Origin of the sequence: Shewanella sp. 4t3-1-2LB, assembly GCF_017368415.1 — a bacterium.
Lineage (GTDB): Bacteria > Pseudomonadota > Gammaproteobacteria > Enterobacterales > Shewanellaceae > Shewanella > Shewanella fodinae.
Map to the genome: position 1 here is coordinate 1 of NZ_JAFNJD010000016.1, position 14,939 is coordinate 14,939.

A 14,939-nucleotide genomic window follows, 5' to 3' on the forward strand; every position below is an offset into this window, starting at 1 on the left:
ACCTTAAAGGTGTGGGGCGCATCTATCAGCAAACCTTTGTTGATACCTATAGCAAGGTAGCATTTGCCAAGCTGTACACGACGAAAACGCCTATCACTTCGGCTGATTTGCTCAATGACCGAGTGCTGCCGTTCTTTGAGGCTCAAACCTTACCCATGCTGCGTATTTTGACTGACCGAGGCACAGAATACTGTGGCAAAGTAGAGCAGCACGATTATCAGCTTTACCTAGCGATTAATGACATTGAACACACCAAAACCAGGGCGCGTCATCCGCAAACCAATGGTATCTGTGAACGCTTCCATAAAACGATTTTGAATGAGTTTTATCAGGTAACGTTTCGTAAAAAGCTTTACGGAAATATGGAGGAACTACAAAAAGATCTGGACGAATGGCTGGCATATTACAACAATGAACGGACTCATCAGGGAAAAATGTGTTGTGGCCGAACACCAATGGCGACACTCATTGATGGGAAAGCGATTTGGGCTGAAAAGAATTTAGCTCAAATCTAATCTGACGGAGGCACCAGAAAAATGGGTAACTGTCAGATCAGGTCTGAGCTAGTACACTTTAGATCTGAGCTTTTCTTTGGTTAACACATTTAACAAAGCTTAATCCCGCCCTGCTGTAACTCATGACTACTTGCAATCTCCACTTCCTCTTTTAGTTGATGCAGCAAATCAACCAATTCGAAGCCATGAGGATTATCATTTGTTTTTAATAGCTTAAACCAATCTATCATTATTTCCTCGTTATGTTCGTTGGTGCTCAATCGCAGGGAAAAAACGTTTTAAATGCTATTGCGTCCAACGGCACCATGTTTATGCATGTTTGCATGTCATTTTGTATTTTTTAGAACCAAACACTGGTATCCAACAACAACTGAACATATGATTTAAATATCGCGCAAGAAAAACCGTAAGTTAAAATTCCCTTATCACAGCAATCACTTAGAGTGAAATGGGTTTAAACCACTTTCAACGGCTTTCCATGAGTACTTCTGTACCATTCGTCCAAAAGTCTGGAAGCTTTAATGGATACTCTCGCCTCCACAAATTCCGCTTTGGTTGCATTAGAGGCAGAACCAGAACCATAGGGACGTTGTCGCCCAGGCTGTTCCTCTCGAGTACATTTGTAGGGTTCAACCCCCTGTTCTAACAGATGTTTTTTAAGTCTTTTTGGGGTTGTTTGAGATAAACTGGCCGATTTGTATAGCCCAAGGTCAGTCGTGGTAAAAAGCTTGAAGGCGCTATCTAGCCGCTTTCGTAATTGGCTCAAACGTCCGGGCACTTCTGTGCCGCAAGGTTCTGTACCTTCCAAGAGTCGCTTGGCATAATAAACGGAATAGCCCTTCTTACAGTTACAGCAGCTAAAATTACTGATATAACACCAATGAGTACCACACCTACTGCATGGCAGGCTGCAATAGAACTTTATAGCGGCAGCATCTGCTTTTTTAGCTGCAAACGCCTCGCGTCTTTTAGTCGTCATATGCCTCTCCAATGAAGTGTTTTTGCGCTTGCTCCCGCAAAAATTATCATTGCAGAAGTTCAAGTACGATGTGGCAAAAGTAGTGCGCTTATTATCTGAATTGGGCCTTTTTGAACAGGCGGCCTCATTAATATCAAGTTTTCCGCTTAATCAACGTTCTGAGGAAGTTGATCGTCTTAATGATGAAACTCGTATACTGTGCGACAGGTTTTCACCGCGTGGCTACCAACCATTTTGGTGAATAAGGCCATATCGTCGGTGCGGCCTTTCAAGTTCTGTTGACGCCGTACAAGGAGTCTCTGTGTTTACATGTTGGTCTTTCGGCCCACAAACTTCCAAGCTTGTGAGGGTAACGATCTTATTCTGTAAATGCGGTGAGATTTATTAAGGTTTGCAATCTGTGCGAATGATGAAAGTGGGATGTAAACGCTCGTGGTACGGCTCCCTTTCGCCTATGCAGTGCTATGAGTCTTTACCGACACATCTGCACACCATAACACATAAGTGGCTATTGCTGGCATTAATTCAATGCCAATTCGCCGTAAGCCTGCGGTGGCCAATGCGTTGAACTTGGTATAAGTCTCCGGTCCTCAGGCATTAGTGCTTGTCATGCTTAATATGTTACTCAATATAGAGTGATTGCAGGATGAAACGACCATGCTACTCCTAACCTTTTTCCCTTTTTATTGGAAGCAGCGCAGCGAGCCCTATACTGTTGATAATCAAACCGTCCACCATCAACGCAAGAGATGAATAGCTCAACTCCGATCCCAGGCTTGTTTGAAAAGAGGAACGCGAGCTGCGCCTCACGCTCCATCAATGGAAAATACTACTTTTTAATCTGTTACCAACGCAGTTCCGCCCCGATACCAATCACCCGTGGCGCCCCGGAAATGATATCCACATCGTCCCGCAAATATTGCACATAATTTTGATCGAACAGATTGTTGGCGAACAGGTAAGCACTCCAGTCGCCCTTATCATAGGCAATACGCGTATTAAACAGGGTTCGTGAAGACACGCGGGTACGATCAATGCCCATATCCGTATATACCTTGCTACGGTAATTGGCATTCAGATTCCAGCTGAGATGGTCAGTAACATAGATGTTAACCCCTGCGGCGGCAGTGTGATTTGGGGCATAACTGAACGCCTCACCGGCATAGCTAGTGGTGGTGCCATTCACTATGGAATCAAAGTCATCAAATTCGGTTTGAGAATAGCTGTATGACAGATACCAGTCGATGTCTTGCGTCAATTGCTGTTTGAAGGATGTTTCTACGCCGTACAAATGGGCTTTACCGGCGTTGACCGTATTGTTGTCATAACTGTTGAGACCAAAATTGGCGGTAACCTGTTTGTCTGTCCAATTTACATAATACAGGTTGGCGTTGAATACCCCATCAATGGCGGGCAAGGATTGCCGCCAGGCCAGCTCATAGTTGTCGGTATATTCCGGGTCATAAGCCACTACCGTACTACGGGCGATATTCAGGCTACTGCCCCCCGAGCGGTAAGCGCGCTGGTATGTGGCAGTAATAGACGTGTTGTCATCGATGTTAAAACGGGCACCAATCTTAGGCAGAAAGGTATCGGTGGTTGTCTCAGTTTCGGGACTACTGCCGCTGGCCTGTGCCACTAATCCCAATACGGCATTATTAATGCCCTCCGCCAGTTGATAAAGGAGGCTGCCTTCGGCACCAAAAAGCGCTGGTTCTGGCAGCGTTCCGGCAAAACTGGAGTCAGTATTGGCACTGAACCGATACTGCTGATGGTCATAGCGGAAACCTGCTTGCAGGCTCCAGCGACTGCTCAAGCGATATTCCATATCGGCGAACACTGCCTGGTTTTCTGATGTGCTGTCGTTAAGCGATTGGTAATCTACCGGAATTTGTGGCAGTGCCGAACCATAAAGGTTGGCAACTGAAGTGGCCGAGCTGCTATCGAGACCATATCCTTGCAGCAATGTAGCAATAGTTGTCACCGGGGTATCGATGTCGCTCAAGCTGCTGAGCAAGGTATGGTTATCATGTTTGGCAGCATAGAGCCCGACCAATCCACTCAGCGCTTCTCCTTGGTAGTTGGCGCGCAGTTCTTGAGTGAACACTTTATAGTGGCTGTCTTGGTTCCCATAGTTGATGTCCTCGGCGCGCAAGTCGACATCGTAAATGCGATCCACATCGGATTTACTGTAGGACGTAACAGACGAGAGCTGCCAGCGGTTGTTTAACTGATAATCCACATTTAACGACGCCAACTCGGTGACAGCATCGGAACGGTTATCACGATTAGAGGTATTCACTCTGCCAGCAAGATCGCGCCGATTGTAGGTGTACATGTATGGACCATCGCGGTCGTCCCGGGTATAGCTGAGCAGTACTTTCAAACCATCAATTGCGGTTGGAGTCCACAATAGTTTTCCTCTGAGCATCAAAGAATTGAGTTCATCTTCTTTGCCACCATGGGTGATGTTATCTGTGAACCCTGCAAACAAACGCTTATCTGCCGCGAAGCGAAACGCTAGCTCATCTTCAATCAATGGCCCAGCAACGGCAACCGATATACGCTTGTCATCCGGATCAGACCATTGCACGCGCGCGCGGCCACTCCAGTCCATCGTGGGATCTTCAGTTTTAATTACCACAGCGCCAGCCAGCGCATTTTCCCCCTGGATGGTAGATTGCGGTCCCCGCAGCACTTCAACCTGCGCAACATCCCAGAGATCACTGGGGCCAGTGTCGCTGATCTGATTGGGCAACGGCACGCCATCCACATAAATAGATGCGAGGGGATTATCAGCCCCCGATTCGTTACTAATACCACGAATGGTAAAACCACGATTGCCGTACATCTGCGAAATATTGGGAGTTTTATTAAGAATGTCATACAGCGATTGGATATTTTCCTGCTCCAGTTTGAGTGCAGTAGTCACATCTACGCTCGCCGCAGTATCTTGAATAGAGCGGCGGGTTTTCTCCCCCATTACGGTAATTTTCTCAATGTTGCCGACCTCATCGGCAACAGCTGTTTGGCTGGTGACTAAGGTTCCTAATACGGCAAGTGACAGCATGGTTTTAGTCCGAGACAAATGTCCCATAGTTCCCCATAGATTGATCTCTATCTTTAAAAACAATGTGTTGGATACGTGTTTCAGTATTTAGTAGGCAACAAGAGTCCTGCGCAATGACGTCGCCATTGCCGCAAAAACCGATAAAAATAAGGGAGCTAGCGCATCAGCCACGCCGCTGGCAGCGGCCAGGAGGTCACCAATGTGTTTCCTTGCCAAGTTTCCAGCGTCAGCCACAGACGATCTCCGGCACTGAAACGTGCGGCGGCGAGCGCATGTACATGCTGTCCATAACGGGAGCCATGAAGGATCCCTAAGTCACCACGTTCCATTTGCGATAGGGGTAAGGCGGTTTTGCCGATATTCATATAAGCCTGGCGAATTCGGGTAACATCGCCTTGCTTAAAGGTCACCATGAAATCTTTGATGTACTCGCCATCGTGCTGATATGGTGGTCCATCTTCCAGTGGCATTGGGACAATGCTGAACTCTCCTAACAATAATTCAGCCATAGCAGCAGGGAAACTGGGATGCAGCGAACGGTAAAGAAAATATACTGGCAGCAATAACAACAGGCCGCTTAGTTTAAATTTATTGCGATTCCAAAAGCTGGAGTTAAGTCTAGCCATCAGCAATGCTCCTCGACTTTCTTCCAAGAAGGTTGTGGCACAGCAGCTTTGGCCTTGACCAGACGCTGACTCCAAATAATAAAGCCAGTGATCGACATGCCCGTCAGCAAGCTGCCAAATACAAACCAGATTATCTTGGTCCAGAGTCCGCCAAAGGTACCGTAATGCAGCGGATCCGCAATATGCATGATACTTTGGATACCATTCATGTCCTTTGGCGAGGTGGCTTGCATAATTTCGCCCTTCCAAGGATTAACCGCAACCTGATAAGAATAATGGTCAAAGAAGATCTCGCCGCCACTGCCATACAAGTGGTAGCTATCACGGTTATGCTCTGGCAGCCCGATATAGCTGGGGCTGAAATTGGGATAGCGTTGCTGAGCCAACTGCAAAGCTTGCTCTAGCGATACCGGAAATGCTCGTGGTTCAGTGGTCGGCAGTAATTCCCCTGAAATTGCCGGGGCATGAGGCTCAACTTCGGTTCCTGTATGAAAGATAACTCCCTGGATTAAATACCAAAATCCGGTCAGACTGATAACCAGAATGAACCAGATTGACCACACGCCCACCAATCTGTGCAAATCCGCTAACAAAGTCTTGGTACCTTGTTTGGTACGGATTTTAGGGGCAGAAAAAGCTTTCCAGAATTGCTTGTAAATCATGAGTCCGCTAACGAGCGAGCCCAGCATGACCAAACTCATAGCACTGACGAGGTAGTAACCAATGCTGTAACCATGTTGCCAAGGAAACAATAACCAGCCGTGCAGCATGCGCATAAAGCCGATAAAAGTCAGACCGCTATTGATCTCTTGGATCTGACCACTGTATTGGTTGACATAAGCAATAGCCATTGGTTGGTCATGGTCACTAAATATCACCGCAGTGACCAGATAAGGATCCATCACCATGACTTGCCCAATATCGGCCGTCGGGTGAGCCTTTTCAACAATAGCAATGAGTTCCGCCGGACTTTTGGCGGGCAAATTGTCGGGATTAACAGCTCTAGCATGAGGGTTGGTCAACCAAGTGAGCTCATGGCTGATGACGGCAATAGTGCCTGTCAGGCAGATAAAGCAGAACAAGACCCAAATGGGCAGTGAACACCAGCCGTGGAAAGAAAACCAGAACCTATTCGAAACCCTGAACATACCATGATCCATTGTCAAAATCAGATTTGCGAATGGTATAGCTATTGATAATCATTATCAATATATCAAATCACAATGATACCTTTTTGTTGGCACATATCTCAGATACTGCCGATAGTGTGCTGCATGCATCTCTTTATAAGTGGAAATAAGACAAAACTTAGCGGCTTTAGGGGTCAATGAGATACTGACAGACAGGGCAAGCACTGCGCCTTTTCTCTTTACCATAACCAGTCCTAAATAGCGTTGGCACGTTCCAAACTGATTTTGGAGAGCGTAATGAAATCAATCACCAAATGAGCTCAACGGGATTGTTCTATCGCTGTTAAATTGGCCGTCGAAAAAGGCAAGCTCACTGACAAACAAGCCATCAGAGTATATAGCGACCAAGCAAGAACAGTTATGGGTGGCCGATATCACCTCTTTATCAATGTGACGCCGTGAAAGTTACCTGAGTTTGATAACGGATGCCTATTCATACGGAATTGTGGGCTTCTATGGACAAATAATGTGCGCACAGCATCGGTAAAAACAGGCATTTACACAAGTAGTTAAGCAGTGACGTACAACGGAAGCGTTAATCCATCACACGGATAGGGGCTCGCAGTAGTGTTCGAATGAATATCAGCAACTGCATCGACAATACGGTATCCGATGTTCAATGACTGATGGTTATGACTGCTTAAAAATGCCGTTGCAGAGTGGGTTAACGGTATCCTCAAAAACGAGTATTTACTGAGCCAGTCTGGGTAATTAAGAGCGACGAGGATAATGGTGGCTATTCATGCAAACAACTCATTGATAGATAAATTTTACCATCAACACTTTTTCAACTTTAAAAGTTTAATCAGGTGTTATCTACACGTACAATAGGTTTATCGGGACAATAAACAGGAATCAATTGAAGGATAGCGATTTATTTAACTGTACCTCAGGTTATCAAGTGCGTTTTTGAAAGACCTAACAGACTAACTCGTATAGTTCATGTAACAAAACACCCCTTGGTAACCTAGCTACCTATGGGCTATTTTGCTTAATTGATAACGGAATATCACTATGAAAATACTAAGCATCGCTTTAAGCCTGCTAACACTCACAGCATGCAGCACAGTATCCACCAGCTCTTTGGATTTACGGCAAGCGCGAATTGCGCCAGCTGCAGCTGTGCTAGACAATCAGCTATATGTTATTGGTGGACAAAACCTACACGGTCCACAAGGCACTATCGAAAAAATTGATCTCCAAAAACAGACAGTAACAACCCTGTCCACCAAGTTGATGCCCCGCGCCTATGCCGCAGCAGTCAGTGACGGTAATGGTCTTATTTATGTGCTCGGAGGTACAACCCGCTATCGTCTGCAAGGGCACGTGGCTAATCCCACGGTAGAAGTGTTCGATCCCCAGACGAATGAAATACTGTACAGTAGATCGTTACCTCATCCCAGACGCGCCGCTAGCGCAGTATTGGTGGATAACAAAATTTTTGTCATTGGTGGCTCTACAGTCGTTGAAAAACCCCTGTTTCGCATTGCCCCGAGTGCTAAGGTCGATATTCTCGATTTAAAGACACAAACCTGGTCTACCGGTGCAGATATGCCCCAAGCCGCCGAAACTAAAGCTGTCGTTTATCAGGGACAAATCTATATTGTCGGTGGTTATAACTTTGTTCACTCCTTACCACTATTTGCGCGTTATGATCCAAAAAAGAATACTTGGCAGAAGCTAAAAAGTTTGCCCTTTAGTATCAGTGCGGAATCAGCCGTAGTGGTAGAAGATAAGCTGTTAACCTTTGGTGATTATCGGAAGCTAGATCTGGTCATGGCGTATGACTTTAACAACCAGCAATGGCAGCAACTGGATAACATTCCATTTCGTCCCTCGCGTCACCAAGGAATTGCAACTGTCGATGGTAATATAGTGATAGTGGGTGGGACTATTTCTGGCAAAGATTATATGAATGATATTCAAGTGCTACCGGAAGCCATTTTTAACACTAAATAAAACCTTCCACACATTCGCGTGACAGAAAGGGCGGACATTCTGCGCCCTTTCGCATTACCTAATTACTGCTGCAATTGTTCCTGATTATCAGCTGTCATCATCAATGCTTTACCGTGTATTAGGCAGTCTGTCATTTTATAACGTGCAGATTTAACTAGATTCGCCAGTGTTTGACGCGAAACACCCATCTCTTGCGCGGCTTGCTGTTGCTGCATTCCCTGAAAATCCACCAATCGCAATGCCTCGAATTCGTCAGCGGCCAAATAGACCCGAGGCAATTCCGTCATCGGAATGCCGTTGGGTTTAAAACATGCGTCTGCCGGTCTACCACAGATCCTGCGTGGAATTTTCGGACGCCCCATAGCTGCTCCTGAAAAATTAAGGTTATTTTAATAGAGTAAGCATTCAGCAACGTGAGTAAAGCATTATCTGCCGTTACTATGACCTGTATCGACTGATGTTGTCACCTACAGAGGCCATTTCAATAAAAAACCAGTCATAAAAGACTGGTTTTTGCGACTCATGAATAGCTTATTTAACCAGAGTGAGATGGGCGCGACGCTTCGCCTTATCAGGTGTCGCCGAGACATCAGCCTTTTCATCTGCTTCAGGCTTTGAGTCCTCAACAACATTGAGAAAAGACTCTTCACCCTCTTCCAGCAGATAGGCATCTTCCATGTCAAACACAGTGCCAGCACCATTTTCTCGAGCATAAATAGCGACAATTGATGCCATTGGCAGTACCACCTGTTGTGGAACGCCACCAAATCGAGCGTGAAACTCGACACTGTCATTCCCCATCTGTAGACCACCAACCGCAGAAGCTGCGATATTCAGTACAATCTGTCCATCTTTAACGTACTGCAATGGCACCTGCGTACCCTGTACATTGACATCCACGACAACATGGGGAGTCAGATGATTATCCATCAACCATTCATAATACGCCCGTAACAAGTACGGGCGACTAGGGGTTAAACCTTTCATTACAGGCCCATGCGCATTTCGCGCTCAGCTTCAGTCAGCGACGCTTTAAACGAATCCCGTTCGAAAACGCGAGTCATATAAGCCTTGATATCCTTGGCTGATTTGCCTTCCAGTTCAATCCCCAATGCAGGCAAACGCCATAATAATGGGCCAAGGTAGCAATCGGCCAAGCCGAATTCTTCACTCATAAAGAAGGGCATTTCGGCAAACACAGGCGCGATAGAAAGGATGCTGTCCAACAGTTCCCTACGGGCGTCGTCAGCACGATCACTTTTGCGAATGCGATCAACCAAGCTATACCAATCTCGCTCGATACGATGCATCATCAGACGAGTCTGTCCGCGGGAGACCGGATATACGGGCATTAACGGCGGATGTGGAAAACGTTCATCCAGATATTCCATAATGATACGGCTTTCATATAACACCAGTTCCCGGTCAACTAGGGTTGGCACTGAATTGTAGGGATTGAGTTCCAATAGATCTTCCGGCAGATCATTAGGGTCAACCTGCAAAACATCCACTGTCACCCCTTTTTCAGCTAGCACAATACGTACCTGATGGCTATAGAGATCGTCAGCCCCGGAGAACAGGGTCATGATAGAGCGTTTATTGGCAGCGACAGCCATTGATACCCTCCAGAATCGAAAAAAACAAATGTAAACGAGGGGCTAAGCCCCCCGTTTACATTATGCGGATGGTATATTCTACCTTGTAACCGCAGTTAGTGTACATCTTTCCAATACTCTTTCTTGAGCATCCATGCGAGAAACAGAAATAACAACAAGAAAGCCATCACCCACAAGCCAATATGTTGTCTTTGTTGCTTCATAGGCTCCGCGGTGTAGGCAAGATAACTGACAAGATCTCGCACTAAGCGATCGTACGCCTCGGCGGAAAGTTGTCCGCCCTGAGCGGTGCCTACCCCCACAACTTTCTGTCGGCTGCGACCATCAACTGTTTCTGTCTTATAAATAGGTTCAGCAAGCCCCTGCAAATCCTGCAACACATGTGGCATAGCAACATAGGGGTACTGCAAATTATTCACCCCAAATGGCCGTTTCGGATCATGATAAAAACCGTGTAAAAAACGGTACAACCAAGCTTCCCCGCGCACCCTAGCGACTAGGGTAAGATCCGGCGGTGCCATACCAAACCAACGCACGGCCTCTTTCTTAGACATGGCATTTTCCATCAGCTCAAAGGGTTTAGCATCAGTCATGATGGACGACTGCAGTTGAGCTTCAGACAACTGTAAATCAGTCGCAACCTGATTATAACGTTGGTAATGAGTGCTATGACAACCGGCACAATAGTGCTGAAAGGCAGTGAAACCGCGCTGCATTGCTGGCAGATCGGCATTGCCAAGATCTGTCGGTAACGGCGGAATACCATCTGCCGCCAGCGCCAATCCCGGCAACAGGAGTAATAAGGTCAGCAATCGCCTCATCTGAAAGTCACCCTCTCTGGCACAGGTTTGGTGGGTTCACGTTTACTGTAAAACCACAGCGCCACAAAAAAGCCAAAATAACCTAGAGTTAAAATACGAGCGATCACCTTGAGCAGCATAGTCTCCTGCATCAAACCTATTACCCCTAATGCAATAAAACAACAGGCAAACTGCAAGAGATTAAGTTTGTGCCACCAACTGCGATAACGTACGGATTTAACCTTACAACGATCCAGCCAAGGAACGACAAACAACATACCCACCGCCATCGCCATCACCACCATGCCCCCTAATTTATCAGGAATCGCCCGTAACATGGCGTAAAACGGGGTGAAATACCACACGGGCGTAATATGATCCGGCGTTTTTAGCGGGTCGGCAGCTTCAAAATTAGCGCCTTCTAGCAACAAGCCCCCGCCTTGCGGCATGAAAAAAATCAGATAGCAGAACACTAACAGAAAACCGGCAATTCCCACTAAATCCTTAACGGTGTAATAGGGATGAAACGGAATACCATCCAATGGCCAACCATCTTCATCCTTATACTTTTTAATCTCTATACCGTCGGGATTATTCGAACCAACTTCATGAAGCGCAATAAGATGTAAAAATACCAGCACGACCAAGATCAATGGCAAGGCAATGGCATGTAACGCAAAAAAACGATTGAGGGTGGCGCCGGAAACCACATAATCCCCTCTTACCCACAGCGCCAAATCATCACCAATAACCGGAATGGCACCAAACAATGAAATGATGACCTGCGCCCCCCAGTATGACATCTGACCCCACGGCAACAGATAGCCCATAAAAGCTTCTGTCATCAACACCAGAAAGATCACCATACCAAAGACCCACAACAATTCGCGTGGTTTCTGGTAAGAGCCATAGAGTAAGCTACGGAACATGTGCAGATAAATAACGAAAAAAAACGCCGACGCACCGGTAGAGTGCATATAGCGCAGCAACCAGCCATATTGCACATCTCGCATAATGTATTCAATGGAAGCAAATGCGCCTTCTACGGTGGGAACATAGCTCATGGTCAACCAGATCCCAGTGAGCAACTGATTCACCAGCACCAACAGCGATAATGCCCCGAAAAGGTACCAGAAATTAAAATTTTTAGGTGCGGGATACTGACCCACATGCCGTTTATAGGTAGCAGTTACCGGTAAGCGTTCATCGAGCCACTGTAACAATCTACTCATCAGCCAATTTCCTCATCCACGCCGATGATTACCCGTTCATCGTCCAGATAACGATGTGGCGGTATCACCAGGTTAAGTGGCGCCGGTTGCCCTTGAAATACCCTTCCCGCCATATCAAATCCTGACCCATGGCAGGGACAAAGAAATCCCGCGGCAATGCCTTCCATTTGCCCTGAAAAACCATCACGCTGATAAACAGGAGAGCAGCCCAGATGAGTACAGATACCAACCGCAATAAAAACGTCTGGCTTTATCGAACGAGTCGTATTGGTGGCATAAGCCGGTTGTTGAGGCTCAAGTGACAGTGGATCGCGCAGTTTGTCATTGTGAAGCCCCAAGTCTTGCAGCATCTCCTGTGTGCGGCGCACCACCCAAATGGGCTTGCCCCGCCATTCGACACGGATCATCTGCCCTGGCTCCAGCTTGCTGATATTGACCTCAACCGGCAATCCTGCCGCCTTCACCCGCAAGGTTGGGTTCCATGACTTGATAAACGGAATCGATGCCGCTGCTACCCCTGCACCACCAACGGCCGCTGTTGTAATCGCCAAAAAGCGGCGTCGACCGTTATCAGTTGCTGCATCACTCATCCATTATCTCCAAAACTTCTTGGCATTCAGTTATTTTTCTTAAGCTGTTAATGCCCGACTACCATACAGACAGATGACCTGCGGCGCATTATAAAAAAAAATCAGATGCAAATCATGATAATTACACAAAAGGTAACGAACCATTGCTGCCCCGCCGCAGTTGAGGTGGTACTGAAGGTCTCGGTTATTGGCTAAGTGATAAATAAGAAGCCCGGTACTTACCGGGCTTCATTCAACAACAGCGTTTTAATAATCGATTAATTATTATCTTCTTTCTTCATGTATTTGAAGAAATCACTGTCGGGGGCTAACACCATCACGTCAGATTTGCCATTGAAGCTGGCACGGTAGGCGTCCAAGCTACGCAGGAAGCGATAGAATTCCGGATCTTTTTTGTAGGCATCCGCGTAGATCTTAGCCGCAATGGCATCGCCCTCGCCTCGCATGACCTGCCCTTGGCGTCTAGCATTTGACAAGGTAACCACGACGTTAGCATCAGTACGCGCTCGGATTTTTTCCGCCTCTTCCTTACCTCTAGCACGGTGTTCCTTGGCCACTGCTTGACGTTCAGCTCGCATACGTTGGTAAATGCTGTTACTGACGTTAGCGGGCAAGTTGATCTGCTTAACCCTCACATCAACCACTTCAATCCCAAGGTCAGATGCACTTTTCGCCGCATTTTCCAAGGCTCGGCGCTGCAGTTCATCACGGGTACTACCTTCTCCCTGGCGACTAGCATCTTCACTGACCCCAGACACAATTTCCTTAATGGTGCGTTTACCAAACTCAGTACGCAAATCACTGTTGATCTTACGTTGTAATAACGCTTCGGCATTAGCTTTAATACCGCCATTAGTGGCCAGATAGTACATTTCAAAATCTTTGATACGCCACTTCACGTAAGAGTCCACCATCAGGTCTTTCTTCTCGGAAGTAACGAAACGATCTGCGGCACCATCCAACGTCTGGATACGAGCATCCAGATAGCGGATTTTATCGATCAATGGGATCTTGAAGTGTAACCCTGGGGTGTATACCCGGGTCACCATCTTACCATCAACATTGTCTTTCACCACTTCACCGAAGCGCGCCACAATTGCCCGTTCGCCTTCGTTCACCACCATCAGCGAAGACAGCACAATCCCAACACAGAAAACAGCAACTACCAATAAAATTCTGTTCATGGATTATTCCCTCCCCTGGCGAGTACGATCTTCACGGGGAAGCCGTCCAGAAATACTGGTATCGCTGTCTCCAGCGTTACGAGACTTCATGCCGAAATTAGTGACAGGATCGCCGCCATGACTATCGGTCGCGGCCGATGTTGGCGATGGAGTCGCTGTGTGCTGTCCTGATAACAATTTATCCAGCGGCAGATACAACAGGTTGCCGTTGCTTTTCGTATCGACTAACACCTTGCTGGTATGGCTATAGACATCCTGCATAGCATCCAAATACAAACGGTTGCGAGTCACCTCTGGCGCCTGTTTATATTCAGGTAATAACTTTTCAAAACGAGCAACCGCACCTTCAGCATCTTGGACAACCTGCTCTTTATAAGCACGAGCATCTTCACTGATACGTTGTACCTGACCACGCGCTTTAGGCTCAATTTCTCGTTCATAAGCTTCGGCTTGACGAATATAGGTCTGCTCATCTTCCTGTGCAGCGATGGCATCATCGAAAGCTTCTTTTACTTCTTCCGGTGGTCGTGCTGGCAGGAAGTTCACATCGACGATGGTCAACCCTAAATTATAAGGTTTGACTATCCGTTCAATTTCCGCCCAGGTGTCATCACGGATCTGTGCCCGGCCTGTGGTCAGGATATCATCCATATTGGAGTGACCCACCACGTAACGCAGAGCGCTGTCTGTCGCTTCGCTGAGGCTAGAACGCGGATCCACTGCACTGAACAAGAACTGGTAGGCATTAGTCACCTTATACTGCACATCCAGTTCCACCTGCACGACGTTTTCATCACCGGTCAACATGCTGCCAGAGGCCGGCAATGAGCGAACAGATGAAATATCCACAGGTGTGACGCTGTCGATGAATGTCGCTTTCCAGTGCAAACCGGCACCAACGTCCCCAACATGCTGGCCAAAACGTAACACCACGCCACGCTCAGCTTCCTTGATGGTGTAAAAACCAGAAAAGGCCCATACAGCCACAGCAATCGCCAGCACAATCACTACTGCGCCGATGCTAAAACCTGATCCGCCTCCTTTGCCACCAAATCGTTTGGACAGATTGCGGAACACTTCGTCCATATCTGGCGGTCCTTTGTCATTGCCGCCCTTATTTCCCCAAGGATCATTACCCTTGTTACCGGGCTCATTCCAAGCCATTTAATACTCCGTTA

At 47.0% G+C, this 14,939-nt stretch carries 15 protein-coding genes and 1 pseudogene; 3 read left to right on the forward strand and 13 right to left on the reverse strand.

The annotated features are described in order from the left end of the window. The coding region (locus J3L11_RS07755; RefSeq protein ID WP_207570653.1) for an integrase core domain-containing protein at positions 1 to 515 on the forward strand (515 nt) is incomplete at its 5' end. An 89-nt stretch (positions 516 to 604) separates the two neighbouring features. Here J3L11_RS07755 and J3L11_RS07760 read toward each other — a convergent pair. From J3L11_RS07760 to J3L11_RS07780, 5 genes are all read right to left on the reverse strand, one after another. Continuing rightward, positions 605 to 745, reverse strand: coding sequence for a hypothetical protein (locus J3L11_RS07760; RefSeq protein WP_207570654.1), 141 nt, complete (start codon positions 743 to 745; stop codon positions 605 to 607). 224 nt (positions 746 to 969) lie between these two features. Beyond that, positions 970 to 1,494, reverse strand: coding sequence for a hypothetical protein (locus J3L11_RS07765; RefSeq protein ID WP_133037938.1), 525 nt, complete (start codon positions 1,492 to 1,494; stop codon positions 970 to 972). A gap of 844 nt (positions 1,495 to 2,338) precedes the next feature. After that, complete coding sequence (locus J3L11_RS07770) at positions 2,339 to 4,591, reverse strand: TonB-dependent receptor (RefSeq protein ID WP_242695143.1); 2,253 nt, start codon at positions 4,589 to 4,591, stop codon at positions 2,339 to 2,341. Positions 4,592 to 4,719: 128 nt separating this feature from the next. After that, the gene (locus J3L11_RS07775; RefSeq protein ID WP_133037939.1) at positions 4,720 to 5,190 is read right to left on the reverse strand and encodes a hypothetical protein; all 471 of its coding nucleotides are present in this window, start codon (positions 5,188 to 5,190) and stop codon (positions 4,720 to 4,722) included. Then, positions 5,190 to 6,338 (reverse strand): PepSY-associated TM helix domain-containing protein, encoded by a 1,149-nt coding sequence (locus J3L11_RS07780; protein ID WP_207570655.1) that lies wholly within the window; start codon positions 6,336 to 6,338, stop codon positions 5,190 to 5,192. Before J3L11_RS07780 ends, J3L11_RS07775 begins: the two co-directional genes overlap by 1 nt. 394 nt (positions 6,339 to 6,732) lie before the next feature. Between J3L11_RS07780 and J3L11_RS19320 the strand changes: the two are divergent. After that, positions 6,733 to 7,082: pseudogene (locus tag J3L11_RS19320) on the forward strand (DDE-type integrase/transposase/recombinase); the annotation flags it as partial. Between the two features lie 312 nt (positions 7,083 to 7,394). After that, complete coding sequence (locus J3L11_RS07785) at positions 7,395 to 8,339, forward strand: kelch repeat-containing protein (RefSeq protein WP_207570656.1); 945 nt, start codon at positions 7,395 to 7,397, stop codon at positions 8,337 to 8,339. A 62-nt stretch (positions 8,340 to 8,401) separates the two neighbouring features. Here J3L11_RS07785 and J3L11_RS07790 read toward each other — a convergent pair whose 3' ends face one another. From J3L11_RS07790 to hflK, 8 genes are all read right to left on the reverse strand, one after another. Beyond that, entirely contained in the window at positions 8,402 to 8,701 is a 300-nt protein-coding gene (locus tag J3L11_RS07790) for a DUF134 domain-containing protein (RefSeq protein WP_133037942.1), read from the reverse strand. A gap of 169 nt (positions 8,702 to 8,870) precedes the next feature. Further along, a complete protein-coding gene (locus J3L11_RS07795; protein ID WP_207570657.1) occupies positions 8,871 to 9,326 on the reverse strand; it encodes a ClpXP protease specificity-enhancing factor in 456 nt (151 codons plus the stop codon). After that, positions 9,326 to 9,955 carry a stringent starvation protein SspA gene (gene sspA, locus J3L11_RS07800; protein WP_133037944.1) on the reverse strand — a complete coding sequence of 210 codons (630 nt, stop codon included), beginning with the start codon at positions 9,953 to 9,955 and terminating at the stop codon, positions 9,326 to 9,328. The genes J3L11_RS07795 and sspA overlap by 1 nt, the downstream gene beginning before the upstream one ends. 95 nt (positions 9,956 to 10,050) lie before the next feature. Then, on the reverse strand, positions 10,051 to 10,776 hold the full coding sequence (locus J3L11_RS07805) for a cytochrome c1 (protein WP_207570658.1): 726 nt from the start codon (positions 10,774 to 10,776) through the stop codon (positions 10,051 to 10,053). After that, positions 10,773 to 11,990, reverse strand: coding sequence for a cytochrome bc complex cytochrome b subunit (locus J3L11_RS07810; protein WP_189618042.1), 1,218 nt, complete (start codon positions 11,988 to 11,990; stop codon positions 10,773 to 10,775). The genes J3L11_RS07805 and J3L11_RS07810 overlap by 4 nt, the downstream gene beginning before the upstream one ends. Beyond that, positions 11,987 to 12,577 carry a ubiquinol-cytochrome c reductase iron-sulfur subunit gene (gene petA, locus J3L11_RS07815; RefSeq protein WP_189617979.1) on the reverse strand — a complete coding sequence of 197 codons (591 nt, stop codon included), beginning with the start codon at positions 12,575 to 12,577 and terminating at the stop codon, positions 11,987 to 11,989. Before petA ends, J3L11_RS07810 begins: the two co-directional genes overlap by 4 nt. 257 nt (positions 12,578 to 12,834) lie before the next feature. After that, the gene (hflC, locus tag J3L11_RS07820; protein WP_189617978.1) at positions 12,835 to 13,761 is read right to left on the reverse strand and encodes a protease modulator HflC; all 927 of its coding nucleotides are present in this window, start codon (positions 13,759 to 13,761) and stop codon (positions 12,835 to 12,837) included. 3 nt (positions 13,762 to 13,764) lie between these two features. Beyond that, the gene (gene hflK / locus J3L11_RS07825; RefSeq protein WP_189617977.1) at positions 13,765 to 14,925 is read right to left on the reverse strand and encodes an FtsH protease activity modulator HflK; all 1,161 of its coding nucleotides are present in this window, start codon (positions 14,923 to 14,925) and stop codon (positions 13,765 to 13,767) included. Between the last annotated feature and the right edge of the window lie 14 nt (positions 14,926 to 14,939).